The organism is Sneathiella chungangensis (assembly GCF_009882935.1).
In the GTDB taxonomy this organism is placed as follows: domain Bacteria; phylum Pseudomonadota; class Alphaproteobacteria; order Sneathiellales; family Sneathiellaceae; genus Sneathiella; species Sneathiella chungangensis.
Map to the genome: position 1 here is coordinate 904,185 of NZ_WTVA01000001.1, position 25,414 is coordinate 929,598.

Sequence of the window (25,414 nt, forward strand, 5' to 3'; positions counted from 1 at the left end):
GCTATGCCTGCGCCCGCAGTTCCACACGGGGGTATACAACAGCCAGCGTCACCGCCCGCATGACAAAGAAGACCATCAGCGCCGCCCAGAAGCCGTGCGTTCCCCAGAGATCGCCGAAAATCTTCATCGCCGCCATATAGGCGATAAAGGCGATGATCATGCCGTTGCGCATCTCCTTCGACTGCACCGCACCGATGAAAATGCCGTCGAGCTGATAGGACCAGATCGCGACCAGCGGCATCAGAATGAGCCAGGGCAGGAAGTCATTGGCGCGGGCCCGCACCTCGTCAATGCCGGTCAGCAAATCGATGATCGCCGGGCCGAAGACAAGATAGACGAGCGCGTAAAGGCCGGAGACGACCAGCGCCCAGAAGCCGGTGACATAGACAATTTCCCGGAGTTTATCGGGCCGCTTCGCCCCGATCGCCGTACCGATCATCCCCTCCGCTGCGAAGGCGAAGCCATCCAGACCGAAGGCCATGAAATGGACGAAATTCATCAAGACCGCCACCGCCGCAAGGGTGACATCCCCGCCCTTCGCGGCCTGCGCCGTGAAATAGGCGAAGGCGAAGATCAGCAGGATGGTGCGGATGAAGATATCGAAATTCACCGCCAGCAGCCGCGTCATCTTGGCAAGAGACAGGATCGCCGCGCGCTTCCACATGCCGCCGATTTTCAGAAGCTCCCGCCGGGCAATGTAGAGCCCGAGCGCCAGCGCGAGCGACTCGGAGATTGCCGTTGCCGCCGCGACCCCCATGACATTCCAGCCAAAGCCGATGACAAAGATCAGGTCAAGAAGGATATTGAGGCCGTTCATGAAGATCTGCACGGTAAGCGCGGCCTTGGTATTCCGGATCCCGATGAAGAAACCCATAAGCGCATAATTGGCGAGAACCGCCGGCGCGCCCCAGATACGGATCGAGAAATAATCCGCCGCCCCCGCCTCGACCGCCCTCGAGCCTTCGATGAGCAGGAGCGATAGCCACAGCACCGCGCCTTGCAGCAGGAGCACGAAAACCGCGATGACGAGGGAGAGGATCATCGCCCGCGCGAGCACGGAGCGGACCTCGTCCGCATCCTCCTCCCCGGACGCCAGGGCGACAAAACCCGTTGTCCCCATGCGCAGAAAGCCGAAGCCCCAATAGAGAAAGCTGAAGATCAGGGCGCCGATGGCAACCGCGCCGATATAGTGGGGCTCGGGCAAATGCCCGACAACGGCGGTATCCACGGCGCCGAGCAGCGGCACGGAAGAGTTTGACAAGATGATCGGCCAGGCAAGACGCCAGGTCTCGCGGTGGCTCGGGAGGGCGAAGAAACGGGAGATAGCCATCAGAAGCCAAAATAATCGCGAAGGCGATACCCGATCATGGCGGGCGTCAGGAACCACGGCTTGCCGCTGTAATAGAACCGTTCCTCGAACGGCAGGTCGTCGAAGGCCGTCTCGCCCTCCGCGTCGCCGAGAATCTTGAGCGCCGCCTTATGGCCGAGATAGCCGGACATGGCGACGCCGGAACCGCAATAGCCCATGGCGTAATAGATCCCGTCATGCTGTCCGATTGTCGGCATCGCGGCAAAATCATAGGCGACATTCCCCGACCAGACATGGGAGACCGCAAATTCGCCAAGCTGCGGGAAGATGGCCGCAAGCGTCTTTTTCAGGCTTTTCGCCTGAACCTCCGGCGGCGCGGGAAAAATCGTCGGCCGCGCCCCCAGCAACACCCGCCGGCCATCCGGCGACGGACGGTAATAGCTCAGCATCTTGCGCGTATCGGTGATCATGCGTTTCGTCGGGAAAAGGCTCGCGACCAGATTTTCCGAGAGTTCTTCCGTCGCCATCATCGTACTGTTGACCGGGAATATCCGTTTCTGAAGATAGGGAGAGAGCGCGCCACCATAGCCATTTGTCGCCAGCAATAGCGACCGGCCTTTCAGCACGCCTTTCGCCGTCTTCACGGTAAAGCCATCCGACGCCCGCCCGATTTCTTCGGCGCGGAGCGGCGCGACAATCCTGACGCCCGCGCGCGCCGCCGCCGCCGTCAGACCTTTTACATATTTCGCCGGATGCAGGCCGCCGGTGTGATGCTGGCGCAGGCCGCCCTTGTAGCCGGGGCTGTCGACATCCTCGCCATAGTCTCGCGGTCCGACGATTTCTTCGGGAATATCGAGATATTTCTTGCGAATCTCGAAATCGCGGGTCATCGGGGCGAGATGCTTTTCCAGAACCGCCGGATAGAAGCGGCCGTTGAGCGCAAGGTCGCACTCGATCCCCTCCTCCGTGATCCGCTGCGCAATGAAGTCGACGGAGGCGAGCGCCTCCTTATAAATCGCGCATCCCGTCTCGACGCCATAGGCATCGATCAGCCCGGACAGGCCCGGCTTCAAGAGATTGCCGATCATGCCGCCGTTCCGGCTGCTGGCGCCGAAACCGGGCATTTCAGCATCGAGCAATGTCACCTGCTGCCCGCGTTTCGCCAGCGTCAACGCCGCCGACAGCCCGGTATAGCCGCCGCCGATGATCAGGACGTCCGACGCATTATCCGGCAGGACCGCACCGGTCGGTTCCGGCCGCGCCGACTCCCACCAGAAGGGTTCGGTTTTCATGAGCGAAAAATCCTTTCACGCCTCCAATTCGCGCAATCTGACCAGAGCAGGCCCGAGAGGGCAAGCCTAATTGACGCGCATTTGAATTTTTCAGCAAAAACCCCTATTTAGTAAGCAGGCATCGGTAACGGGGACAAACAGAATTTGGCGAAAAATATTGAGAAGACGCCCGAAAAATCCGGGAAGGACGATGTCGAGGAATTTCTTCGGAAAGTTGCCGCCACGCCCATGCGCGCGCCGAACGGCAAGAACGGCCGCCTGATCTTCGCCATCGACGCCACGGCAAGCCGGCAGCCGACCTGGGACCGCGCCTCCCATCTGCAGCATGAAATGTTCGAGGAGGCCGGATCGATTGGCGGCCTTGAACTCCAGATCGCTTTTTTCAGGGGGTTCGGAGAATTCAAGGCGACGAAATGGACGACCGACAGCGAGGCGCTGATCCGGCCGATGTCACGGGTTTTCTGCCTGGGCGGCCATACTCAGATCGAAAAGGTCTTAAAACATGCCCTGCGCCAGACAAAGAAGGAACGGATCAACGCGCTTGTCTATGTCGGCGACTGCATGGAGGAGGATGCGGACACGCTCTGTCACCTCGCGGGACAGCTCGGCATGCTGAAGGTGCCGGTGTTCCTGTTTCAGGAAGGATATGATTCCATCGCAGAGAACTGTTTCCGGCAAATCGCCAAGCTTTCCGGCGGCGCCTATTGCCGGTTTGACAGCGCCAGCGCGGCGACGCTGCGGAACCTTCTGCGGGCGGTCGCGGCCTATGCGGCGGGCGGGCGCAAGGCGCTCAGCGATTTCAGCAAAAAGTCGGGCGGCGACGCGCGACTGCTGCTTGAACAGATCAAATAGCCCGCCATGCTTGCCTATTTCATCATCGGCGTCTCCCTGCTCCTCGCCATCATGATCGGCGGACAGGCCTTGGCGACCGCGGATCCCAAGAATATCCTCAAGGCGGCGCGCATCGCGGCGGTGGTGGTTTGCTCCGTCCTCGCGGGCTTTTTCATTCTCACCGGCCGCTTCGCCTATGCGCCGCCCCTCGTCGTCGCCGCGCTTTTCTTTTTGCGCAACAAGCCGATGTTTGCCGGACGCAAGCCGTCGGCCGGGCAGAAATCCGACGTCGAGACCGACTGGCTGCAGGCAACGCTGAACCATGACAGCGGCGAGATGGACGCCGTGATCCTGAGAGGGCCCTTCGAAGGGCGGCAACTCTCCGATCTGTCGCAGGCGGAAATCGGCGACTTCTACAAGCAAGCAGAGCAGGACGAGCAAACCATCGCGATCCTGGAAAGTTTCATCAGCCGCAAGTTCGGCGAGGATTTTTCGACGGCGGACGACAACGAAACCAGTTCGAAGGAAAATCGCACAAGGGCGGCGAGCGGCGGCGGACCAATGACCCGTCAGGAGGCACTCGATATCCTTGAACTCGGGAGTGACGCGAGCGTTGCCGAGATCAAGGCGGCACATCGGCGATTGATGAAAAAGTTCCATCCCGACCACAACGGATCGGACTATATGGCCGCCAAATTGAACGAGGCGAAGGACATTCTCTTGAAGGGCTGAAAATCAGTGCTTGCTTTCGGCGCGGCCAAAATGCCATAAATTTCATAAAATTAATCAGCAGGTCAAATATATATGCCGAAAAAAGTTCGCAAGGCCGTGTTCCCTGTCGGTGGGCTTGGGACAAGATTTCTCCCGGCGACGAAAGCCATGCCGAAAGAGATGCTCCCCGTCGTCGACAAGCCGTTGATCCAGTATGCGGTGGAGGAGGCGCGCGACGCCGGGATAGAGGAATTCTTTTTCGTAACCGGCCGCGGCAAGACGATCATCGAGGATCACTTCGACAAATCCTACGAGCTTGAAAGCGTGCTCATCGAACGGGAGAAGAGAGACCTGCTCGAGGAACTGCAGGCGAGCGTACCGAAAGCCGGGACCATTGCCTACATCCGCCAGCAGGAACCGCTCGGCCTCGGCCATGCGGTCTGGTGCGCCAAAAGGCTGGTCGGCGATGAGCCCTTCGCCGTCATTCTCGCGGACGACCTGATCCTCGCCGACACCCCCTGTCTCGCCCAGATGACCGCGGCGCGCGAGAAGATCGGCGGCGGCAATATGCTGGCGGTGATGGAGGTTCCGAAGGCGCATACCTCCCGCTACGGCATCCTCAGCCCCGGCGAGGAACAGGGCAAGCTGATCGAAATCAAGGGGCTTGTCGAAAAGCCCGCGCCCGCCGATGCCCCCTCCAATCTCGCGGTCATCGGCCGCTATATTCTGGAGCCGAATATTTTCCCGTTACTTGAAAAGCAGGCTCGCGGCGCCGGCAACGAAATCCAGTTGACCGACGCGCTCTCGTCCCTGCTGGGCGGCGATTCCTTTTACGGCATGAAGTTCGACGGCACGCGGTACGATTGCGGCGACAAGATCGGCTTTCTCGAGGCCAATATCGCCTTTGCCCTGAACCGGGGCGACATGCGGAGCGACATGCGGGATATTGTCAAAAAAATTGCCAGTGAACTGTAGTATATCGTCTCTCGGCTAACAGGACGGAGATTTTGCGATGCGTATCGCTGTGGTTGGGACCGGTTACGTCGGATTGGTCTCGGGAACCTGCTTTTCGGAATTCGGTCATGATGTGATCTGCGTCGATACGGACGAGGGGAAGATCGCGAGCCTGAACGCGGGGCAAGTCCCGATCTTCGAGCCGGGCCTGCAGGCAATGATCGACAAGAACAGCCGCTCGGGCTATCTCAAGTTCAGCACCGATCTGCAAAGCGCCGTTGCGGCCGCCGACGCGGTCTTTATCGCGGTCGGCACGCCAAGCCGCCGCGGCGACGGCAAGGCGGACCTGACCTATGTCTATGCGGCAACCCGTGAAATTGCCGCGGCGCTGACCGGCTATACTGTCGTGGTAACAAAATCGACCGTCCCCGTCGGCACCGGCCGGGAAGTCGAGCGCATCCTGAAAGAGAGCAACCCGAAAGCGGATGTCGACGTCGTCTCCAATCCAGAATTCCTCCGCGAGGGCGCGGCGATAGAGGATTTCATGCGGCCGGACCGCGTCATTGTCGGGACCCTTGTCAAGCGCGCCCAGGATGTGATGTCGGCGATCTACCGTCCCCTCTCCCTCTCTCAGACACCGCTTGTTTTCACCAGCCTTGAAAGCTCCGAGCTCACGAAATATGCGGGCAACGCGTTTCTCGCGACCAAGATCACCTTCATCAACGAGATTGCCGAACTCTGCGAGAAGGTCGGCGCGGATGTGCATGACGTTGCGCGCGGGATCGGCCTCGACCGGCGCATCGGATCGAAATTCCTGCATCCCGGCCCCGGCTTCGGCGGTTCCTGCTTTCCGAAAGACACGCGGGCGCTCTTCGAAACATCGGTTGAGGCGGGTGCGCCGCTTCGCATCGTCGATACGGTGATCGATATCAACGAGCGGCGCAAGCGGGACATGGCCGGCCGCGTCATCGCGGCCTGCGGCGGATCGCTGACGGGCAAGAAGATTGCCGTCCTCGGCCTCACCTTCAAGCCGAATACCGACGACATGCGCGAAAGCCCGAGCCTCGACATCCTGCCCGAGCTCGTCAGTGCCGGCGCAAGCGTTGCCGCCTATGATCCCGAAGGAATGCAGGAGGCCCGGAAACTTCTCGCCGACATCGAGTTTTGCGAGAGTTCCTATGCCACGCTCGAGAACGCCGACGCGCTCGTCATCATCACCGAATGGAACGAATTTCGCGCCCTTGACCTCGACCGGGTGAAATCCCTTATGAAAGAACCGGTTATGGTCGATTTACGGAATATTTATGATCCCCGTGATATGGCTGATAAAGGATTTACCTATAGCAGTATCGGCCGCCCGGTATAAATCAGGAGGCCCGCCTTCTGGAAAGCAGACAGATTATGACCAAGCATGAGTTTAACCCGACCATCTTGCGCGAGTATGACATCCGGGGAATCATTGACGAAACCCTGTTTGACGCCGACGCCGAGGCCATTGGCCGCGCCTTCGGGACCCTGCTCGCAAAGGACGGTTACCGCAATGTCGCCGTCGGCTATGACGGGCGGAAAACCTCGCCGAAGCTGAAGGCGGCACTGACCCGGGGCCTGACCTCCACTGGCATCGACGTCTTTGATATCGGCATGGGCCCGACGCCAATGCTCTATTACGCCACCTACGCGCTGAAGGCGGGCGGCGGCATCATGATCACGGGGTCGCACAATCCTCCGAGCCACAACGGCTTCAAGATGATGCTGGGCGGAAAATCCTTCTATGGACAGCAGATACAGGCGTTGGGACGGCTGAGCGCCAGCGGGCCCTTCGCGGAGGGCGCCGGAGAGGTCATCGATCATCCGATCCAGGAGGCCTATGTCGCGCGGCTTATGGAGGATTTCGTGAAGGGGCGTGATCTCAGCGTCGTCTGGGATTGCGGCAACGGCGTCACCGGCGAGGCGCTGCGGAAAATCGTCGCAAAACTGCCGGGCCGGCATATGTTGCTTTTCGATGAGATTGACGGCAGCTTCCCCAATCATCACCCCGATCCGACGGTCGCGGAAAATCTCGAGGACATGATCCGCACGGTGCGCGGCGTAAATGCCGACCTCGGCATCGCCTTCGACGGTGATGGCGACCGGATCGGCGTCGTCGACGGCCAGGGGCGCATTCTCTGGGGCGACCAGCTACTCGCCATCCTGTCCCGCGAAATTCTGGCCAACAGTCCTGGCGCGTCGATAATCGCCGATGTGAAGGCGAGCCAGATCCTGTTTGACGCCATCCGCGATCTTGGTGGCGATCCGATCATGTGGCGGACGGGCCATTCCCTCATCAAATCAAAGATGCAGGAAGTCAACGCCCCGCTCGCCGGTGAGATGAGCGGTCATATTTTCTATAATGACCGCTACTATGGTTATGACGACGCGCTCTATGTGGCGCTCCGCCTGCTCAATATCCTGAGCGCCACCGATCAGTCCCTCGGCGCCATGCGCGACGAACTGCCGGAAATGATCAACACGCCGGAACTTCGTTTCGCCTGCCCGGACGAGGAAAAATTCGACGCCGTGACCCGTATCCAGGATGCCCTCGCCGCGGCGGGCGCGAATTATTCCGATATCGACGGCGTGCGGGTGAATACGGAAGACGGATGGTGGCTGCTGCGCGCCTCCAACACCCAGGCCGTGCTCGTCGCGCGCTGTGAAGCCCGGGACGATGCCGGACTTTCCCGGCTCAAATCCCAGCTTCAGGAAGCACTATTGAACGCGAATGTCGATGCCCCGACCTTCTAGGGTTCAGTCCTTCGCCTTGTTCGGCGCATAGAAGGCAATCTTGTGCCCTTCCGGATCCCGGAAATACCCGAAGAAGAGCTGCCCGGCGCCGCGCGGACCCGGCGCCCCCTCATCCGTTCCACCGAGTTCAAGTGCCTTGGCATACATCTTTGATACCGTTTCCGGACTGTCGAGAAGAAGGGCAGGCATCGTCCCGTTTCCAACGGTCGCCGGTTTGCCGTCATATGGCTTGATCACGCCGAGCATGGGCTGTCCGCGCGCAACGCTCCACATTTTCAGGTGATCCTCATTCACAACGCGCTTGGCGCCAATTTCGCTGAGCAGCGCTTCATAAAATTCAGTCGCTTTTTCAATATTGTTCGTTCCCAGGGTTACGTAACCGATCATTTTTCTTCCTTCTTATTTGATGAACAGGGAGCCCCCGCAGGCAAGCTACGTCGATTTGCGGAAATTGTATAGAGCGACTTAAATCCAAACCAAAAGAAAAGAGCCGGATCAACAGATCCGGCTCTTCCCAACCATATACATCACAAAGCCTTACCAGACGCTACGCGCTTGAATACGCATGTATATGCGGCTAGCTCACTTTGCCTTTCTTGGGCTGCTTCATGCCAACCCAGGATTCGCCCGACGCCATCACGCAGGTGGCGCCGTTCGGCTGTGTTAAAACAATCGTCCAGGTGAGACCATCAGGGCTTGAAAATACTTCAACCACACTTCCATTCGCCGCAAGACCTGCCGCAACCGGTGCTTCCTCGAATTTGCCGCTCAAATGCTTGAGTAGTGCGGTTCGCTCAAAACATACGCTTTGAGCGGATGCGTCTGTCACTTGGAATGAAACCAACGTGGCTGCGGAAAAGAGCACGGCAAGTCCAAAAGAAATGACAGAGCGCATGCCGGCATAACGGATGAGGGAATGCCCGGTATGGTTAATAAAACTTAACATACGCTCCTCCTTTTCTGCGAATTTGCCCCGTCATTGACCCGGCGGGAAAACAAGGAGACTTATCGCCATGATGAAAAGCGTAAACAGCAAAGGTTAATATTCGATTAGTCGGCGGCCAAAAATTGGTAGATCGTTAATCTATCGCCGGTATTCACCCCAAAAATAAAGGGAAAAGGGTGATTTTCACCCTTTTCCCCAATTGCCAACGCAAGCGCGCTAAGGCCTAGAGAATATCCGTCACCAATTGCCAGGCGACGCCGGTGGCGATAGAGCCGGATACCCCAAGGAAGAGATAGAGGGCGAAAACCGGGCGTTTCACCAGACCAAAAACCGCAATCGCCGCCGGGATCGATGATACGCCCCCGGCCGTCATAAAGGCCATCGCCGCCCCCTGGGACATGCCAAGGTCAATCAGTCCGCCGACAAGCGGGATGGCGGCATAGCCATTCAGATAACTCGGGATCCCGACCACGACAGCGAGCGGAATAGCGAAGATACTCTCCTGCCCCACCAGCATTTCGATAAAGCTTGTCGGAACATAGATGACCATCAGGCTTTCAAGCATGAAGGCCAGGATCAACCAGCGCCCGATAAACCAGCCGTTTGACCCCGCGGAATTAAAGAAATCGCGCGAGCGTGCCGGTTCCTGCCAGAATTTCCACTGCACATCTATCGGGCCGGAAAAGCTAACCTTTTTGCGGCATCCTGAAAGCTGCCCCTTCAAGGGATCAAGCACCCAGCCGTACCGCTGCAAAAGGTAAACCGAAAATCCTGCGAAAAGGCCGAGCGTAATGGCAATAAGTGTCTTTCCGACCGCAAAATTAAAGCCGATACCAACCGAGGTTACGACGAAAATCTCAGGATCCATGATGGGTGACGCGATCCAGAACGCCATGACCGGGGCGAGCGGAACGCCCGCCGCAAGCAGGGACGCCACAAGCGGAATCACCCCGCAGGAGCAAAATGGCGACAGTGCGCCGACCAGAGAGGCCAGGATAATCGTCGTCGTGGGGGATCCTGAAAAGGCGCGGGCGATCAGGTTATCGGCCCCGGTTGCCGAAAAATAGGCAGCAAGACCGATCGCGATAGCAAAAAACGGCGCCATGCCGACAACCGCGTCCCAAAAAAAGGCGAGGCTAACTGGGAGGTTAGCAGGATCGATGATTGCCAGCATTAGCACCAGAAAGAGCGTCGCCAGAATGACGCGATCTGTCAGCAGAGCCCACAGACGGGACCTGCCGTGCGAGAGACTTTGTAAAGCTTCATTAATAGACATAACCATATTTCCAGATTTATCGAATTAACGAATAAATAACACCTATTCGGCGCCCTTGCAAGCCATTATTTCGATAATTATCGAAATATAGGGAATCTGGTGGAATCAGCTGTCTTCAGTGACGGCCTCTGTATGGGAAAGATCGACCCCCATGCAGCATTTATCGGTGAGGAGCTGAACAAGCCCCTCGACCTTTTTGTAATTGACAAAACAGCGTAATGTCCGGCTTTCCCGTTCCTGCCGGATCAGGTCACCGGCAATCAGATTTGAAATATGGTGGGACAGGGTTGAGGCCGGAATATCGAGAAGGCCCTGAATCTCACCAACAGAAAGCCCCTTCTCGCCCGCCTGAACAAGATATTGAACAATCCGGAGACGGACAGGGTGACCAAGCTTGGCAAGGACGTCCGCGGCTTCTTCAGTCTCCATCATGATAAAGATCTTTCAAAAATGGCGGCGTTAAAGTTTTTCGACTTTATCCTCGATACCCGGCAAATTCAGGGATTTGATCAGATGCCGAAGCTCGTGACGCGCCGCCACATGGCTCATCGACATTTTAACGCCAACGCCTTTCTTGTTCAAATCAAGCATTGTCAGGCCCTTGAGGAATAGTTCCCGGAAGACCACCCGTTCCCCGAAGCCGGGCGCGGCGCGAAAGGAAATGCGCGAGGCGAGCTTGCTGAGGATCTTCTCGATATGCCGCTTGTTATGGGCGTCGGTATGCGAGAGGCGATTGCGCATCACGACCCAGTCGATCTTGTGGTTGTCGATAAGCGCACGGCGCTTGCGCTGCTCCCAGACCATTTCGCTGTACCAGCTCGGTTTTTCCACTTCCAGGCTCGACCCATTGACCGTCGCCAGCAAGTCAAGGTCGATAAAGCTGTCGTTCATCGGGGTCAGCAGGGTATCGGCGAAGGAATGACCAAGCTTGGAGATAAAGCTGTCGGCGCCGGGACAATCGACAACGACGAAGTTATTTTCATAGACGAGTTCCTGCAGCGCCGCGACGAACCTTGCCCGTTCATCCGACTGCGCCTCATCCATATTCTTTTTGGGGCTGGGCTCAATCACCCGAAGCGTCGGCATCGCCAGCTGTAATTTCTTCTTGGAAATATAGCTCTGGCGGTTTTCGATATACCGCCCGAGCGTTTTCTGCTTGCCGTCCAGGTCGATCGCGCCAACCTTGAAGCCCATCGTCAGCAAGGAGATGATGATATGCATAGCGGTCGTCGACTTGCCCGACCCGCCTTTCGCATTTCCCACGACAATTATATGTGCGCGGGTGGGCTGTTCATTTTCTGGATTCGGTTCGTCCAAAGTCACTGTCACGTTCGACACGTTTATTTCGCCCCCAGCAATTTTCACCGCCGCCAACTGGCCGACCACATTCGGCCTGATGCCGTAATTTAGTAAACCAGCCACCGTTACAAGACAAGCATCATATCGGGATCGGATTTACAAATTATTGACAAATATCAGGAATCTCTCATTCAAATATGATCGGCTGATCCGGTTTAAAGGCATGGTGGGCAAAGGCGAAATCAACCGTATAGTGGACATCTTCCAGTCCCGTCGCCGTCCGCCGCCGCACGGTCACATTGCCGATATCCACGCCCTCCCCGATGACCGCCGCATCAAGCGCAGAATTCTGCCCTTCCTCCCACTCGATGACAAGACCGTCCGTCGTTTCGATCCGTTTTTCCCGGCGCAGAAAATCGAGCGCCCAGGCGCGCCCTTCCGCGACCACGACCCGCGATAGCGGCGGCACGAACTCCGGCAGCTCCCCATTATAGAGGAAAGGCTGCCAGGCGCTGTCATATTGCTGGTAGGGATTTAGGCCATAGCGGCGGAAATTTTCGTCATTCGGAACGAGAATCCGCCCCTCCGGCTGACGCTTTTTGAAATTTGCAAAGGATTCGATTCTGACCGGCAGCATCTTTAGCTCGGTCCCCATAAGCTCGCCGACGATCGCCCGCCCGGTGAACTGCTGCCACCAGCTTTCGGTCTGGCGGTCATACATCACGAGATCAGAGTTCCTGAGCTTTCCCGTCGTCCCGAAATCGAGCCGCATCTCACCCGTCGACGGATGGCGGATCCGCCGGTCGAACACCAGTGACGCATTACAGAGCGGACAGAAGGTCACGGCGATGGGAACACCGCCGATCTCGTCATTGACGATCTCGTGCCACATCAGAACCTGCAGCGGATAGGCCTTCGCCTCCCCGTTGACGACAACGCCGATAACCGGCTCGGTTTCCGTCAGGTGAGCGGCGTCTGCCGCGGCGATGAATTTCGGATCGTCAATCGCCGGAATGCCGTCCTTCGGCACCCCGCCCGACTTTATCTCATCGAGCGGCACCTCGGTCCTGGAGAAATCGGTTTTCGGCCAGGCTTTCGACCAATAGTCGGGATTGGCCGAGGCGGGATACGCCCCCCATAGCGACAGCAGGAGAAGGATCAACAAGGGCCTTAAAATCTGTTTCATATCCCATCCTAGAACCGGTTGGTTCGGGATCGAAATCAAGCCTTTGTGAATTGATGAAAAACTGGTAGGGACGGCTATGGCCGTCGATGTTGAAAATATCGTGATTGGCGCCGGCGTGATCGGTCTCGCCATCGCACGGGAGCTTGCCGTCGCAGGCCGCGATGTGCTGGTGCTCGAAAAGGCCGGACATTTCGGCGAAGAAACCTCCTCGCGCAACAGCGAGGTCATCCATGCCGGGATCTATTATCCGAAAGACAGCCTGAAGGCCCGTTTCTGTGTCGAGGGCAAGCAACTCCTCTATGACTATTGCCGGACGCGCCATATTCCGCACAGGAACTGCGGCAAGCTGATTGTCGCGACCGCCGAGGAGGAGAGGACAACCCTTGAATCGCTTGCCGCGAAGGCGGCGGCCAACGGGGTCGACGATGTCGTGTTCCTGACGAAGGAAGAAGCCGTCAAAATGGAGCCCGCGCTCAACTGCACAGGCGCCCTTCTCTCCCCGTCGACAGGCATTATCGACAGTCACCAACTGATGCTCGCCTATGTCGGCGAGATAGAGGATAACGGCGGCGCCATCGCCTATCACACGACCTTCCAGCATGCCGGAAAGACAGCGGACGGATTTACGGTGACCGCCGGCGGCACGGCGATTGACTGCCGCAACCTGATCAATTCGGCGGGGCTCTCGGCGCAAGCGGTCGCACGGACGATCGACGGCCTCGCACCAAAGCAGATCCCGGAACGGTATCTCACCAAGGGCAGTTATTTCACCATGTCCGCCCGCGCCCCCTTCTCCCATCTGATCTATCCCGTGCCGAATACGGCGAGCCTCGGCATTCATGTGACGATCGACCTTGCCGGGCAGATCCGCTTCGGCCCCGATCAGGAATGGGTGGACGATATCGACTATCGGGTCGACCCGGCCCGCGCTGATGATTTCTACGAGGCGATCCGCCGTTACTTCCCGGCGCTTCCCGATGACAGCCTTATCCCCGCCTATTCAGGCATCCGCCCCAAGGTCCAGACGCCGGAGGGCGCGATGGCCGATTTCGTGATTGCGGGAGAGGACGCGCACGGGATTCCGGGCCTTGTCAATCTCTTCGGCATGGAAAGCCCGGGCCTGACCTCCAGCCTCCAGATCGGCGCCTTCGTTAAGGATATCCTGCGGAAAACGGACCGAATGTGAATCGCTGAAATTAACCAGAATTCGTGGAAATCGGCATATTCCGGCCGTTGTTTTATTGCTTTTCCGCTCACCGGGCGGAAATTTTGCAAATCCTTTACCGATATCGGCGAAAGGATGCTGCGAACTTCGAAAATCGGTAAAATTTAAATTGATTTCGCGCTTTTTTAAGAAAATATCAAAGGAAAGACGCTAGATTCGTTTACTTATTTTATCGAGGTTCGTTATGACAGTATTTACTGCAAAAGAGTTCGACAACCACGAAGACGTCTTGTTTTTCCATGACAGAAAAACCGGTCTGAAGGCGATTATCGCCGTGCATGACACCACGTTGGGCCCGGCCCTCGGCGGCACCCGCATGTGGGATTATGGATCCGAGGAAGACGCCATCGCAGACGTTCTCCGCCTCTCGCGCGGGATGACCTACAAATCCTCGCTTGCCGGGATCAATCTCGGCGGCGGCAAATCCGTGATCATCGGGAATTCGCATACCGACAAGACGCCGGAACTGTTCGAAGCCTTCGGCCGCGCCGTCGATCAGTTAGGCGGCACCTATATCGCCGCCGAAGATGTCGGCACCACCGTCAAGGACCTTGAAATCGCCCGGCGGCGCACCCGCCATATCGCGGGCATCAGCGAAGGCAATGCCGGCGATCCGTCGCCCGCCACCGCCTGGGGCGTATTTCACGGATTGCGCGCCGCCGTCGAGTTCGAGCTGAAAAAGACGACGCTTGCCGGCGTCACGGTCGCCGTTCAGGGACTTGGAAATGTCGGATACGGGCTCTGCGAGCTTCTGAGGAACGCCGGCGCCCAGCTGATTGTCGCCGACCCCCATGACGCCGCGGTGGAGAAAGCCGTAAAGAACCTTGGCGCAACCGCTGTCGGGATTGACGCCATTTACGATCAGGACGCCGACGTCTTCGCCCCCTGCGCGCTCGGCGCCATCCTGAATGACGAGACGATAGCCCGGCTGAAGGTTCGGGCCGTCGCCGGTTCCGCCAATAACCAGCTTGCCGAGGATCGCCACGCCAAGATGTTGATGGAAAAGGGAATTCTCTATGCGCCCGATTATGCGATCAATGCGGGCGGCATCATCATCATCAGTCACGAAGGGCCCAGCTTCAACCGCGAGAAAGCGATGCGGCAGGTCGCCGAGATTCACGATACCTGCCTGAATATATTCAAGCGGGCAAGAGCGGAGAAGGTAACGACCGCCGAAATCGCCGACAAGATCGCACTTGAGCGGCTGGACCGGGTCAAATCCGAAAAAGGCGATCTCGCGCTTGCCAGCTGACGAAACTTATGACCAGCGGTTATGGACCCAGAACCAGTGGTCCGGCCGCTCGGTTATCCAGCGCTCGAACACCTCGTTGATCGCTTTTAACATCGCATAGACGTCCGTCGGCCTGTCGCCGGTTGCCGGTATATCCAGCGCCGGATAGATGGTGAGGCGACGGCGCCCGCCGTCGAGCCGCTCGGCGCGCATCGGATAGACCGGCACATCCATCTTGCAGGCGATCTCGGCGACCGCCGGTGCCGTCATGGCCTCCCGCCCGAAGAAGGGCACCGCGATGCCGCTGTTGAGTTTCTGATCGTTCAGCAGCACGATCGCCCCGCCGCTCCGCGCCGCCTTTACGATGGTTCGTGCCCCCTCGTTTCCCTTCGGTACGAAGCGATAATTGGGATCAGCCCGCATCTCCTGGAAATACTCTTCGACCAGCGGGTTGTTGGCCGCCCGGTAAATGCCGGTCGCGCGCGCACCGAGACGCCTGCCGACCAGCGCCACCAGCTCCCACGGGCCATAATGGGCGGTCACGAAGAAGGCGGCCTTGCCGCTTTCAAGATATTCGTCGAGATATTCACCGCCGACAATCTCGACCGTGTCCGTATCGCTGAGGATTTCCCGGTTGAACGGGATTTCGCCGACATTGCGCCCGAGATTATCCCACATGCGTGCCAGCGTTTCCTCCACCTGCGTGGCGGTGAGATGGGGAAGCGCCATCCGCATATTCTCCCGCGCCAGCCGATGCACGCCCAATCGCGGGCCGATTTTCCGCGCGAGCCATCCGGCGAAGGCCGCCGCCCGCGCTCGACCGAGCAGGCGGAACAGGCCGACCGCCGCGCGGACAGCAATCCATTCAAGACGGTATCGCAGGGAAACCTTGCTCATGCCGCCGGTGTTTTCAGAAGCGAGAGAAGCATGCTACGAAGCGCGCCCGGGTTCGCGAAATTCATCTCGACATCAAAGACCGCGACCATCATTTTTTCATTTGCCGCGAGCCGTACATAGTCTTTCCGGGTCGTCACCAACGCCGCCTCCAGGGCGGCGGCCCGCTCCACCATTATCATGATTTCATCTTTATTATAAACATGATGGTCGGGATAGCTAAAGCTGTCCATCAGGTCGCAGCCGGCGAATTTCAGCGTTTCGAAAAACTTCTCTGGGCGGCCGATTCCGGCGAAGGCGACAACCTTTTCGCCGCTGAGCTCTTCGGTTGCCGGTTTCGGCACAATATGGGAAGTGAAAACATCTGTATTACTATTTAACCGGTTAAATACATTAGACTCAGTAATTCCGCCAACCAGGATGACCGCGTCGGACCGGGCAAGCCCGGCCGCAAGCGATTCCCGGAGCGGTCCGGCGGGCAGCAGCCGGCCATTCCCGACGCCGTAATCCGCGTCGATCACAAGCAGGGAAAAATCCTTACGCAGGGACGGGTTCTGAAATCCGTCATCCATGATGACAACATCGGCGCCGGCCTTCGCTGCGGCGCGGGCGCCCGCAACCCGGTCCGCGGCGACCCAGGTGGGCGCCGTCTCGGCCAGGATCAGGGCCTCGTCGCCGACATCGGAAAACTGATGAACGTCAAGCACGACTCGGACCGGGCCTTTCAGACGGCCGCCATATCCGCGTGTCAGGAAATGCGGTCGTTTCCCTTCCGCGATGAACAATTGCGCGATGGCGACGGCCGCCGGCGTCTTGCCCGCCCCGCCCGCAACCACATTGCCAACGCAGATCACCGGCACCTCGACGGCCTCGCTGCGCTGCATCGACCGGTGCAGCCGGCTCCCCGCGCCATAGAGCCAGGCCGCCGGCGCGAGCAGCAAGGGCAGGACGCTTTTACTCTCGCGGCGCCAGAATTGCGGGGTCTTCATTCCGCCCCCCTTTCCAGCAGCCGTTCGATCTGCCGAAGGGTTTTTTCAAGCGTTTCCTGACCGACCGCAACAACTTCCGCCGACCGCGCCGCCATGTCCGCGCAGAGGTCCGGCGCATCGAGATACCGCGCCACAGCCGCCGCAAGGGTGTCGGTATCCGTGACTTCCAGACTGGCGGAGAGGTAATCGAAATCGGCCATGATCTCGGTGAAATTATCCATATGCGGTCCGTGCAGCAGCACGCAGTCGAGCCGCGCCGCCTCAAGCGGGTTCTGCCCGCCATTCGGCACCAGCGACCCGCCGATAAGAACGATCTTCGCCAGCCGGTAAAACAGGCCAAGCTCGCCAATGGTATCGGCGATATACACGCCCGTCTCCAGCGTCAGCGGCGCGTCGGTGGAACGGCGGACAACAGTCAGCCCCTGCCCGATGGCAAGCGTCGCAATGTCCTCTCCGCGCTCCGGATGGCGGGGCACGATCACGGTGAGCAGGTCCGGCCGCTTTTCGCAGAGCGTCCGATGCGCGGCGAGGATTATTTCCTCCTCCCCCCGGTGGGTGCTGGCGGCCAGCCAAAGCGGACGGGCGGCAATATCTTGGGTCACCACCGCCAGGGCATCCGCATCGACGGGCAACGGCTCCGCCGCGAATTTCAGATTGCCGAAACATTCCACGGAAATTGCCCCAAGTTCCCGGAGCCTCTCGGCGGATGTTTCCGACTGCGCCGAACAAAAGCTGAAATGACCGAGAAGCTGCCGCGAAAAGCCAAGCGACTTCCGCCAGAAACGATAGGATTTTTCGGTGATCCGGGCATTGGCCATCATCATTGGAATGCGGCGCGCGGCGCTCTCCGAAATCAGGTTGGGCCAGATTTCCGATTCCATCCAGATCGCCAGATCGGGCCGCCAGTGATCGAGAAACCGCTCGACGGCGTCTTTCATATCGACGGGAACGAACTGGTGAAAGGCCCGCTCCGGCAGGCGCGCCGCCATGATTTCGGCGGAGGTGCGCGTCCCTGTGGTGACAAGAATAGACCGCTCCGGCGCGGCCTTCAGTAGGCCGTCGATCAGGGTGAGCGCCGAGACCGACTCGCCGACCGAGGCGGCATGGATCCAGACGAGCTGGCCCGTCGGGCGATCCCGGGAGGCGTTGCCGAGCCGCTCGGGAAACCGGGCCGGATCCTCCTTCCCGGCGGCGAGGCGCTTGTCGAGGTGACGGCGAAGGGCCGGCGCGCCGATCCGCAAAAGGCCGTTATAGAGGGCAAGCAGCATCAGACTTCCGCGGCTTTCTTGTGCGGCTTGACCGGCTTGTCGCGCGCCTCGGGCTCCACCGTTTCGCGATGGCACAAGGCATCCGCGTCGCGTGTGATCCTGGTAAGGCTCGCCTCGATCGCCGCACGCGCCGCCTCGAAGGCGCCGTTCTCGTCGCGTCTCGGCACCTCTATCCCGTCGCCCCAGATGACGACGCCACGGCTGAACGGGGCGGCGAGGAGGAACCGGTCCCAGCTTCCGAGGATCTTGCCGCGCGTCGTCGAAAAACTGACGGGATAGACAGTCATGCCCGACATCGCCGCCAGCCGGACGACGCCATCCTGCGCGCGCATCCGGGGACCGCGGGGGCCATCCGGCGTGATCACCGCAACCTCGCCCTTTTTAAGGGCCTTCAGCATCTGCTTGATCGCCGACGCCGCGCCCTTGCTCGCCGATCCGCGAACGCTGTCCTGTCCCCAATGCTTGATCGTGCGGGCGATAATCTCGCCGTCGCCGTGATGGGAGATCATGACATTCACCCGGGTTTTATTCTGCACGGAAATCGGCATCATCAGAAGGCGACCGTGCCAGAAGGCGAGAATGAAGGGGTCTCCCGCGCTCATCCGCGCATGCGGCGCCTCGCCGTTGATGACCTGCCAGCGGCTGGTGCGGTAGACAAGCCAGATATAGCCCGCCGCCAGGACGCTGATCACGGCCTTCGCGCCATCGCTTTTCAGTATTTTCTTTATCGCCTTCAAAAACCTACGCTTTCACCGGGAAAATCCACGCCCCGATATATATTGCCCGCACCGCCTTTGCCAGTTCAATTGCCAAATCCGGCCCTTTTTCCGACGCGATGGATTGCTGCCGCTTCAATATCTCATTAATCTGGTCTATGTTCATTAAAAACATGCCGTTTCGGCTATATATGCAGAAAGCCGCCCGATGACAAATACCGCCGCCCCCGAGATCCGCGCTTCCGCCTGCCCGCACGACTGTCCGTCGACCTGCGCACTGGAAATCGAGCGGTTGAACAGCCGGCAAATCGGGCGCGTACGGGGGGCCGAGAACAACAGCTATACCGCCGGCGTCATCTGCGCAAAAGTCGCCCGCTATGCCGAGAGGACCCATCATCCGGACAGGCTGATGCATCCCATGCGGCGCATCGGCGAGAAAGGCTCGGGCGCGTGGCAGCAGATCAGCTGGGATGATGCCCTCGACGAGGTGGCCGAGGCCTTTCTCAAGCGCGAGGCGCAATATGGCAGCGAGACCATCTGGCCCTATTACTACGCCGGGACGATGGGTCTCGTGCAGCGCGACGGGATCAACCGGCTTCGTCACGTGAAGAAATATTCCGAACAGAAACTGACCATCTGCACGACGCTTGCGCGCGGCGGCTGGATGGCCGGAACCGGATCCCTGCATGGCCCGGACCCGCGCGAGATGGCAAAATCGGACCTTGTCGTCATCTGGGGCACCAACGCCGTGCATACCCAGGTGAATGTGATGACCCATGCGACGCGCGCGCGCAAGGACCGCAGCGCCAAGATCGTCGTCATCGACACCTATCGCAACGCGACGGCGCAAACCGCCGATCTGCATCTTTGCGTCAATCCGGGCACCGACGGAGCGCTCGCCTGCGCCGTTATGCATGTCCTCTTCAAGGAGGGGATGGCGGACCGCGCCTATATGGAGAAATTCACGAAAGGCTGGAAGGAGCTGGAAGCGCATCTTCAGGACAAGACGCCGGACTGGGCCGCCGCAATCACCGGCCTGACGCCCGAGGAGATTTACGCCTTCGCCCGCCTCTACGGCCAGACAAAGAAATCCTTCCTGCGTCTCGGATACGGCTTCGCGCGGAGCCAGAACGGACCCGTCAACATGCATGCGGCAAGCTGTCTCGCCGCCGTCACCGGCTCCTGGCAATATGAGGGCGGCGGCGCCATGCATAACAACGGCGGCATCTATCACTGGGACAAGACCCTGATCGAGGGGCTGGATGCGATCGATCCGGCGATACGCACCCTCGACATGTCCCGTATCGGCCCGGTGCTGACCGGCGACAAGACCGATCTCGGCGACGGGCCTCCGGTCACCGGTTTGCTCATCCAGAATACCAATCCGATGGATGTCGCGCCGGAACTTGGCAAGGTGCATGCCGGGTTCGCCCGCGACGATCTGTTCGTCTGCGTGCATGAACAGTTCATGACCGAAACGGCGAAGATGGCCGATATCCTGCTGCCGGCGACGACTTTCGTCGAGCATGACGATCTGTATCAGGCGGGCGGCCAGAGCCATATCATGATGGGACCGAAAATCATCGACCCGCTCGGGGAGTGCCGCTCCAACCATGGGGTGATCTCGGGACTTGCGAAACGCCTCGGCGCGGAGCATCGCGGCTTTGACATGACGGCGATGGAGATGATCGACGAGACGCTTAAAGTCTCCGGCTGGCCCGATGCCGAGACGCTGACGGAGAAAAAATGGCACGACTGCATGATCGATTTCGACAGCGCCCATTATCTCAACGGCTTCGCCCATAGCGATCGCAAATTCCATTTCACGCCGGACTGGTCGAAAATCGGTGCCGATTATGAAGGAATGCCGGCCCTTCCCGATCATTGGGAGGCCATCTTTGTCGCCGACGCGGAGCATCCCTTCCGGATGGTGACCGCGCCCGCGCGCAATTTCCTCAACACCAGCTTCACGGCGACGCCGACGTCGCTGAAACGGGAAAAACGCCCGACGGTCAAGATACACAGCCAGGACGCCGCCGCCATCGGCACGGAGGATGGCGCCATTGTGCGGATCGGCAACAGGCTTGGCTCCCTCCTGATCCATGCCGAGATTTTCGACGGGCTCAATCCGGGAACGGTGATCGTCGAGAGCGTCTGGCCCGGAAAATTCTTTATCGAGAAGGTCGGGATCAATCTGCTGGTCAGCGCGAAGGCGCCGAAGCCGAACGGCGGCGCGGCGTTTCATGACACGGCTGTCTGGATACGGCCCGAGGCGGACGCGTCAGATTAATCCGAGAGAGCGAAGCTCCGCCGCCATTTCCTCAGAAAGCTCGCCCTCGCTGTCGTCATCGGACTTGCTCTCCTCGACAATATCACGCAGATCGCGCGGGGCGTCGTCCGCTTCCAGATAGCGCCAGCCCTGATGCGGGGCACGCGGGAAAAGCTCCGTTTCGATAAGCTCCGAATCCAGCATCAGGCCGCATTTCTCGCCTTCGGTATCGTAGAGCCGCTCAAGGCCGAGGACGCGCTGGCGCGCCGCGATATGCCCCTTGATGATCCAGTAGACGGATCCACCGTCGAGAAGTTCATCCTCGCGGGTCGGCCGTTGCTTCGTTACATGACACAGCGGTCCGGCAATCAGCCGTCGAGACTGGTTGGCGCGAAGCTGATCGACCGACGTGATGCCGACGCTGACGATTAGGAGATGTACTGACATGCCTCTTAAATACCCCGAAACCGCCCCGTTTGTCCAGCAAGGGAACTAGCCGAGCTTTCCCTTGAGGGCTCTGGCGACACTGGAAACCGGCGCGCGGTCAAGAAAATCGGAAATGAACCAGGCCGTGGTGACGAGTTTCTTGAGGTCGATCCCGCTGTCGATGCCCATGCCGTCGAGCATATAGACCACATCCTCCGTCGCCACATTGCCCGTTGCGCCCGGCGCATAAGGACAGCCGCCGAGACCGGCAACGGAGCTGTCGAGCTTGGAGATGCCCATTTCCAGCGCCGCCAGATAGTTCGCCAGCGCCTGGCCGTAGGTATCGTGAAAATGCACGCCGATCACCTCGAGCGGGATGACATTGGCGACCGCCTCGATCACTTTCTTGGTGCGGATCGGCGTCCCCACTCCGATGGTGTCGGCGATGGAAACCTCGTAAGCGCCCATGTCATACAGCTTCTTTGACACATCGGCGACAGCCTCGGGCGTGATCTCCTCGTCGAACGGGCTTCCAAGCGCGCAGGAAACACTCGCCCGATAGGGAATGCCTGCGGCCTTTGCCGCTTCCGTCACCGGCGCGAACCGCTCCAGGCTTTCGGCAATGGAGCAATTGATGTTGCGCTGATTGAATTTTTCGGACGCCGCGCTGAAAATTTCGATCTCATCGGCGCCGGAGGCGACGGCGCCTTCATATCCCTTCATATTGGGTGTCAGAACCGCATAGGTCACGTCGTCCCGGCGCGAGATTTTTTCCATCACCTCGGCGGTGTCCGCCATCTGCGGCACCCATTTCGGCGAGACGAAACTGCCGGTCTCGATGGCCTTGACGCCGGCATCGACCAGCCGCTCGATCAGTTCGACCTTGATCCCCGCGGGGACCATCTGCTTCTCATTCTGCAGGCCGTCCCGCGCGCCCACTTCGAAAATTCGTACCTTTGACGGAAGCGTCATGCTGTCTCCTCGCTTTCAAGGCGGACGAGCACGGTTCCCTCATCCACCTGATCTCCAACTTCGAAAAATACGTCCTCGATAATACCATCCTTGAAGGCTGTCAACGTATGCTCCATTTTCATCGCCTCCAATACAACCAGGGGGTCACCCTTGCTCACCCGCGTCCCCGCATTGGCGAAAATCTGGATCAGCTTGCCCGGCATCGGTGCCGTGATCGCGCCCGCGCCGCCCTCGGCGCTATCGGCATCGAAATCATCGACGACGCGAGCGATCTCGACCTGACGTCCGGTGGTCATGACAATGATCTTGGCGCCCTGGGTGACGACGGCGGCGTCGATTTTATGCCCATTCAGATCAGCGTGGAGGCTCCCGTCCGCCGCCAGCTCGGCATGAACATGCAGCGGGACTTCGGGCAGTTCAAGCAGAAATCCGCCTTTTTCATAGACAACATGAACCGTTATTTCCGACCCGTCCACCTCGAACTTGAAATCGTCATGGCCGGTATCATTGGGGCGCCAGGCCGTAAGGTCATCCCAGGGCGAATAGGGATCATTCGTCGCGGCGCGGGCAGCCTTGTGACCCTTCTCGCGCTCCAGCAGCAGATGCGCGACGGCAAGCGCCATCTCCTCTTCTGTCGGGGCAAGCGGTCCGGGCACCAGATCGGCCTTGAAACGCTCGATGAAGCCGGTATCCAGATCCTTCGCCGCAAAAGACGGATGGCCGGCGATATTGCCAAGGAACGCCAGGTTCGTCGCGACGCCCGCCACCTGATAGTCATCCAGGGAGGCGCTCAGTTTCTGAAGCGCCATGTCCCGCGTCTCGTCCCAGACGATCAGCTTGGCGATCATCGGATCATAAAACGGCGTCACCGTGTCACCTTCGCGCACGCCGGTATCAATCCGGACGCCGTCCGCTTCCCGGGGCGGCCGCAACCGAAGAAGTTGCCCCGTCGCGGGCAGGAAGTCATTCGCCGGGTCTTCCGCATAGAGCCGCACCTCGAACGCATGGCCGGAGATGGAAAGATCTTCCTGAGTGCAGGGGAGCTCTCCTCCCGCCGCGACTCGCAGCTGCCATTCCACGAGATCCTGCCCGGTGATCATCTCGGTCACCGGATGCTCCACCTGAAGGCGGGTATTCATTTCCATGAAATAGAACGCATCTTCCTTGAGCCCGTTGGAGACATCGGCGATAAACTCGATGGTGCCCGCACCGACATAGCCAATCGCCTTTGCCGCCGCCACGGCCGCCGCGCCCATGGCCTCGCGCATCGCCACCGGCATATCCGGCGCCGGCGCTTCCTCGATCACCTTCTGGTGCCGCCGCTGGAGGGAGCAGTCCCGCTCGAACAGATGCACGGCGTTGCCATGGGTATCAGCGAATACCTGGATCTCGATATGGCGCGGCTTGGTGAGGAATTTCTCGATCAGGACACGCGCATCTCCGAAGGCCGACTGCCCTTCCCGCTGGGCGGAGGCCAGCGCCGCCGGGAATTCTTTTGCGGAATGGACACTCCGCATGCCCTTGCCGCCGCCGCCCGCGACCGCCTTGATCAGGACGGGATAACCGATTTTCTCCGCCTCCGCCGCCAGCAGGTCCGGATCCTGATCCTCCCCGTGATACCCCGGCACGACCGGCACGCCCGCCTTGACCATCAGGGCTTTCGCCGCGTCTTTCAGCCCCATGGCGCGAATCGCGTCCGCGGGCGGGCCGATAAAGACGATGCCGGCTTTTGCGCATTTCTCGGCAAATCCCGCATTCTCCGACAGGAAGCCATAGCCCGGATGGATCGCCTCCGCTCCCGTCCGCCGCACGACCTCAAGGATCGTGTCCGCCTTCAGGTAGCTTGCCGAAACTTCCGGCGGGCCGATCAGGACAGCCTCATCCGCCATCTGGACATGGCGGGCGTTGGCGTCCGCCTCGGAATAAACGGCAACCGTCCGGACGCCCAGCTTCGCCGCCGTGGCCATGACCCGACAGGCAATCTCTCCGCGATTAGCGATAAGTATCTTTTTAAACACCGGTTAAATTTCCTATATCAGGTTAAATAATATGCCAATTGGGCTTGCGCTTGTCGAGGAACGCCTGAACGCCCTCCTTCCCTTCGTCGGTCGCCCGCCGGGCGGCAATCCGTTCGGCTGTCTCCTCGATAACATCCTGATCGATGGGACGATCGGAGACCGTATAGATGAGGTCCTTGGAATCGGCCATGGCGCCCGGCGCATTCTTCATGATCTGGTCAATCAGGCGGTCCCGCGCCTCCGCCAGGTGGCTCACATCCTCAACCACGTCATGCAGCAGGCCGAGGCGATGGGCCTCCGTCGCGTCAAAGACCTCCGCCGTCAGGAAATACCGGCGGCAGGCACGGACGCCGATCGCCTCCACCACATAGGGGGAGATGACAGCCGGAAGGAGCCCGAGCTTCACCTCGGAAAGGCAGAACTTCGCTGATTTCACGCCGATTGCGATATCGCAGGCCGCGACCAGACCGAGCCCCCCGCCATAGGCCGCGCCCTGAACCAGCGCGATGGTCGGCTTCGGGATCGCATGAAGGTTTTTCAGCATCCTCCCCAGGACAATGCTGTCTTCGCGGTTATCCTCCTCGGTGAAATGCGCGGCGCGTTTCATCCAGTTGAGATCCGCCCCGGCGCAAAAGCTTTTTCCGGCGGCGGCGACCACGACGGCGCGGACACCATCCTGATGGCCGACATCCTCGAACATGTCGCCAAGACGCTCGATCAGCTCCTCATCGAAGGCATTATGCACCTCCGGCCGGTTAAGCGTAATGGTCGCGATGCCGTCGGTCGAGAAATGCAATACCGCTGATTCTTCACTCATAAAA

At 59.5% G+C, this 25,414-nt stretch carries 24 protein-coding genes; 8 read left to right on the plus strand and 16 right to left on the minus strand.

The window, feature by feature from the left end; genetic code table 11:
- Position 1 precedes the first annotated feature (1 nt).
- The gene (locus GQF03_RS04595; protein WP_161337983.1) at positions 2-1,330 is read right to left on the minus strand and encodes an MATE family efflux transporter; all 1,329 of its coding nucleotides are present in this window, start codon (positions 1,328-1,330) and stop codon (positions 2-4) included.
- Positions 1,330-2,601, minus strand: a complete 1,272-nt coding sequence (locus GQF03_RS04600; RefSeq protein ID WP_161337984.1) for an NAD(P)/FAD-dependent oxidoreductase — start codon at positions 2,599-2,601, stop codon at positions 1,330-1,332. Before GQF03_RS04600 ends, GQF03_RS04595 begins: the two co-directional genes overlap by 1 nt.
- 144 nt (positions 2,602-2,745) lie before the next feature.
- Between GQF03_RS04600 and GQF03_RS04605 the strand changes: the two genes are divergently transcribed.
- The 5 genes from GQF03_RS04605 (at position 2,746) to pgmG (ending at position 7,878) form a co-directional block, all read left to right on the plus strand.
- Positions 2,746-3,453 carry a vWA domain-containing protein gene (locus tag GQF03_RS04605; RefSeq protein WP_161337985.1) on the plus strand — a complete coding sequence of 236 codons (708 nt, stop codon included), beginning with the start codon at positions 2,746-2,748 and terminating at the stop codon, positions 3,451-3,453.
- Between the two features lie 6 nt (positions 3,454-3,459).
- Positions 3,460-4,164, plus strand: a complete 705-nt coding sequence (locus tag GQF03_RS04610; protein WP_161337986.1) for a DnaJ domain-containing protein — start codon at positions 3,460-3,462, stop codon at positions 4,162-4,164.
- Between the two features lie 72 nt (positions 4,165-4,236).
- Complete coding sequence (gene galU, locus GQF03_RS04615; protein WP_161337987.1) at positions 4,237-5,118, plus strand: UTP--glucose-1-phosphate uridylyltransferase GalU; 882 nt, start codon at positions 4,237-4,239, stop codon at positions 5,116-5,118.
- A gap of 37 nt (positions 5,119-5,155) precedes the next feature.
- Positions 5,156-6,463, plus strand: a complete 1,308-nt coding sequence (locus tag GQF03_RS04620) for a UDP-glucose dehydrogenase family protein (RefSeq protein ID WP_161337988.1) — start codon at positions 5,156-5,158, stop codon at positions 6,461-6,463.
- Positions 6,464-6,498: 35 nt separating this feature from the next.
- Positions 6,499-7,878 (plus strand): phosphoglucomutase/phosphomannomutase PgmG, encoded by a 1,380-nt coding sequence (gene pgmG, locus GQF03_RS04625; protein WP_161337989.1) that lies wholly within the window; start codon positions 6,499-6,501, stop codon positions 7,876-7,878.
- 3 nt (positions 7,879-7,881) lie between these two features.
- On the opposite strand, the gene GQF03_RS04630 is transcribed toward pgmG, so the two are convergent.
- The 6 genes from GQF03_RS04630 to GQF03_RS04655 all read right to left on the minus strand — a co-directional run bounded on the left by GQF03_RS04630 (position 7,882) and on the right by GQF03_RS04655 (position 12,585).
- On the minus strand, positions 7,882-8,265 hold the full coding sequence (locus GQF03_RS04630) for a VOC family protein (RefSeq protein ID WP_161337990.1): 384 nt from the start codon (positions 8,263-8,265) through the stop codon (positions 7,882-7,884).
- Between the two features lie 190 nt (positions 8,266-8,455).
- Positions 8,456-8,824, minus strand: coding sequence for a hypothetical protein (locus GQF03_RS04635; RefSeq protein WP_161337991.1), 369 nt, complete (start codon positions 8,822-8,824; stop codon positions 8,456-8,458).
- A 223-nt stretch (positions 8,825-9,047) separates the two neighbouring features.
- Positions 9,048-10,100: a permease gene (locus GQF03_RS04640; RefSeq protein WP_161337992.1), complete on the minus strand. Its 1,053-nt coding sequence runs from the start codon at positions 10,098-10,100 to the stop codon at positions 9,048-9,050.
- Between the two features lie 105 nt (positions 10,101-10,205).
- A complete protein-coding gene (locus GQF03_RS04645) occupies positions 10,206-10,529 on the minus strand; it encodes an ArsR/SmtB family transcription factor (RefSeq protein ID WP_161338118.1) in 324 nt (107 codons plus the stop codon).
- 30 nt (positions 10,530-10,559) lie between these two features.
- Positions 10,560-11,438 (minus strand): division plane positioning ATPase MipZ, encoded by an 879-nt coding sequence (locus tag GQF03_RS04650; RefSeq protein WP_338401301.1) that lies wholly within the window; start codon positions 11,436-11,438, stop codon positions 10,560-10,562.
- A gap of 148 nt (positions 11,439-11,586) precedes the next feature.
- Complete coding sequence (locus GQF03_RS04655) at positions 11,587-12,585, minus strand: DUF3179 domain-containing protein (protein ID WP_161337993.1); 999 nt, start codon at positions 12,583-12,585, stop codon at positions 11,587-11,589.
- Between the two features lie 76 nt (positions 12,586-12,661).
- Here GQF03_RS04655 and GQF03_RS04660 point away from each other — a divergent pair, with 76 nt between their 5' ends.
- Both GQF03_RS04660 and GQF03_RS04665 read left to right on the plus strand, forming a co-directional pair.
- A complete protein-coding gene (locus tag GQF03_RS04660) occupies positions 12,662-13,771 on the plus strand; it encodes an NAD(P)/FAD-dependent oxidoreductase (protein ID WP_161337994.1) in 1,110 nt (369 codons plus the stop codon).
- 223 nt (positions 13,772-13,994) lie between these two features.
- Positions 13,995-15,062 (plus strand): Leu/Phe/Val dehydrogenase, encoded by a 1,068-nt coding sequence (locus GQF03_RS04665; protein ID WP_161337995.1) that lies wholly within the window; start codon positions 13,995-13,997, stop codon positions 15,060-15,062.
- A 6-nt stretch (positions 15,063-15,068) separates the two neighbouring features.
- Here GQF03_RS04665 and GQF03_RS04670 read toward each other — a convergent pair whose 3' ends face one another.
- From GQF03_RS04670 to GQF03_RS04685, 4 genes are read right to left on the minus strand one after another with little or no spacing between them, the layout of a single operon-like run.
- Positions 15,069-15,938: a lysophospholipid acyltransferase family protein gene (locus tag GQF03_RS04670; RefSeq protein WP_161337996.1), complete on the minus strand. Its 870-nt coding sequence runs from the start codon at positions 15,936-15,938 to the stop codon at positions 15,069-15,071.
- Positions 15,935-16,924 carry a tetraacyldisaccharide 4'-kinase gene (gene lpxK / locus GQF03_RS04675; RefSeq protein WP_161337997.1) on the minus strand — a complete coding sequence of 330 codons (990 nt, stop codon included), beginning with the start codon at positions 16,922-16,924 and terminating at the stop codon, positions 15,935-15,937. Before lpxK ends, GQF03_RS04670 begins: the two co-directional genes overlap by 4 nt.
- Complete coding sequence (locus GQF03_RS04680; RefSeq protein ID WP_161337998.1) at positions 16,921-18,192, minus strand: 3-deoxy-D-manno-octulosonic acid transferase; 1,272 nt, start codon at positions 18,190-18,192, stop codon at positions 16,921-16,923. The genes lpxK and GQF03_RS04680 overlap by 4 nt, the downstream gene beginning before the upstream one ends.
- Positions 18,192-18,929 (minus strand): lysophospholipid acyltransferase family protein, encoded by a 738-nt coding sequence (locus GQF03_RS04685; RefSeq protein WP_161337999.1) that lies wholly within the window; start codon positions 18,927-18,929, stop codon positions 18,192-18,194. Before GQF03_RS04685 ends, GQF03_RS04680 begins: the two co-directional genes overlap by 1 nt.
- A gap of 187 nt (positions 18,930-19,116) precedes the next feature.
- Here GQF03_RS04685 and GQF03_RS04690 point away from each other — a divergent pair, with 187 nt between their 5' ends.
- Positions 19,117-21,198 (plus strand): molybdopterin-dependent oxidoreductase, encoded by a 2,082-nt coding sequence (locus GQF03_RS04690; RefSeq protein ID WP_161338000.1) that lies wholly within the window; start codon positions 19,117-19,119, stop codon positions 21,196-21,198.
- Here GQF03_RS04690 and GQF03_RS04695 read toward each other — a convergent pair.
- From GQF03_RS04695 to GQF03_RS04710, 4 genes are read right to left on the minus strand one after another with little or no spacing between them, the layout of a single operon-like run.
- On the minus strand, positions 21,190-21,624 hold the full coding sequence (locus tag GQF03_RS04695) for a DUF1489 family protein (RefSeq protein WP_161338001.1): 435 nt from the start codon (positions 21,622-21,624) through the stop codon (positions 21,190-21,192). The genes GQF03_RS04690 and GQF03_RS04695 overlap by 9 nt on opposite strands.
- 45 nt (positions 21,625-21,669) lie before the next feature.
- Positions 21,670-22,575: a hydroxymethylglutaryl-CoA lyase gene (locus GQF03_RS04700; protein ID WP_161338002.1), complete on the minus strand. Its 906-nt coding sequence runs from the start codon at positions 22,573-22,575 to the stop codon at positions 21,670-21,672.
- Positions 22,572-24,593: an acetyl-CoA carboxylase biotin carboxylase subunit gene (locus GQF03_RS04705; protein ID WP_161338003.1), complete on the minus strand. Its 2,022-nt coding sequence runs from the start codon at positions 24,591-24,593 to the stop codon at positions 22,572-22,574. The genes GQF03_RS04700 and GQF03_RS04705 overlap by 4 nt, the downstream gene beginning before the upstream one ends.
- A 22-nt stretch (positions 24,594-24,615) precedes the next feature.
- Complete coding sequence (locus tag GQF03_RS04710) at positions 24,616-25,410, minus strand: enoyl-CoA hydratase-related protein (RefSeq protein ID WP_161338004.1); 795 nt, start codon at positions 25,408-25,410, stop codon at positions 24,616-24,618.
- Between the last annotated feature and the right edge of the window lie 4 nt (positions 25,411-25,414).

Coding starts and splice junctions, on each gene's coding strand:
- GQF03_RS04700 (WP_161338002.1), bottom strand. CDS start 22,575: ATGACGCTTCCGTCAAAGGTACGAATTTTCGAAGTGGGCGCGCGGGAC.
- GQF03_RS04680 (WP_161337998.1), bottom strand. CDS start 18,192: ATGCTGCTTGCCCTCTATAACGGCCTTTTGCGGATCGGCGCGCCGGCC.
- GQF03_RS04635 (WP_161337991.1), bottom strand. CDS start 8,824: ATGTTAAGTTTTATTAACCATACCGGGCATTCCCTCATCCGTTATGCC.
- GQF03_RS04630 (WP_161337990.1), bottom strand. CDS start 8,265: ATGATCGGTTACGTAACCCTGGGAACGAACAATATTGAAAAAGCGACT.
- GQF03_RS04695 (WP_161338001.1), bottom strand. CDS start 21,624: ATGTCAGTACATCTCCTAATCGTCAGCGTCGGCATCACGTCGGTCGAT.
- GQF03_RS04595 (WP_161337983.1), bottom strand. CDS start 1,330: ATGGCTATCTCCCGTTTCTTCGCCCTCCCGAGCCACCGCGAGACCTGG.
- GQF03_RS04620 (WP_161337988.1), top strand. CDS start 5,156: ATGCGTATCGCTGTGGTTGGGACCGGTTACGTCGGATTGGTCTCGGGA.
- GQF03_RS04640 (WP_161337992.1), bottom strand. CDS start 10,100: ATGTCTATTAATGAAGCTTTACAAAGTCTCTCGCACGGCAGGTCCCGT.
- pgmG (WP_161337989.1), top strand. CDS start 6,499: ATGACCAAGCATGAGTTTAACCCGACCATCTTGCGCGAGTATGACATC.
- galU (WP_161337987.1), top strand. CDS start 4,237: ATGCCGAAAAAAGTTCGCAAGGCCGTGTTCCCTGTCGGTGGGCTTGGG.
- GQF03_RS04610 (WP_161337986.1), top strand. CDS start 3,460: ATGCTTGCCTATTTCATCATCGGCGTCTCCCTGCTCCTCGCCATCATG.
- GQF03_RS04600 (WP_161337984.1), bottom strand. CDS start 2,601: ATGAAAACCGAACCCTTCTGGTGGGAGTCGGCGCGGCCGGAACCGACC.
- GQF03_RS04690 (WP_161338000.1), top strand. CDS start 19,117: ATGACAAATACCGCCGCCCCCGAGATCCGCGCTTCCGCCTGCCCGCAC.
- lpxK (WP_161337997.1), bottom strand. CDS start 16,924: ATGAAGACCCCGCAATTCTGGCGCCGCGAGAGTAAAAGCGTCCTGCCC.
- GQF03_RS04665 (WP_161337995.1), top strand. CDS start 13,995: ATGACAGTATTTACTGCAAAAGAGTTCGACAACCACGAAGACGTCTTG.
- GQF03_RS04655 (WP_161337993.1), bottom strand. CDS start 12,585: ATGAAACAGATTTTAAGGCCCTTGTTGATCCTTCTCCTGCTGTCGCTA.
- GQF03_RS04710 (WP_161338004.1), bottom strand. CDS start 25,410: ATGAGTGAAGAATCAGCGGTATTGCATTTCTCGACCGACGGCATCGCG.
- GQF03_RS04670 (WP_161337996.1), bottom strand. CDS start 15,938: ATGAGCAAGGTTTCCCTGCGATACCGTCTTGAATGGATTGCTGTCCGC.
- GQF03_RS04660 (WP_161337994.1), top strand. CDS start 12,662: ATGGCCGTCGATGTTGAAAATATCGTGATTGGCGCCGGCGTGATCGGT.
- GQF03_RS04645 (WP_161338118.1), bottom strand. CDS start 10,529: ATGGAGACTGAAGAAGCCGCGGACGTCCTTGCCAAGCTTGGTCACCCT.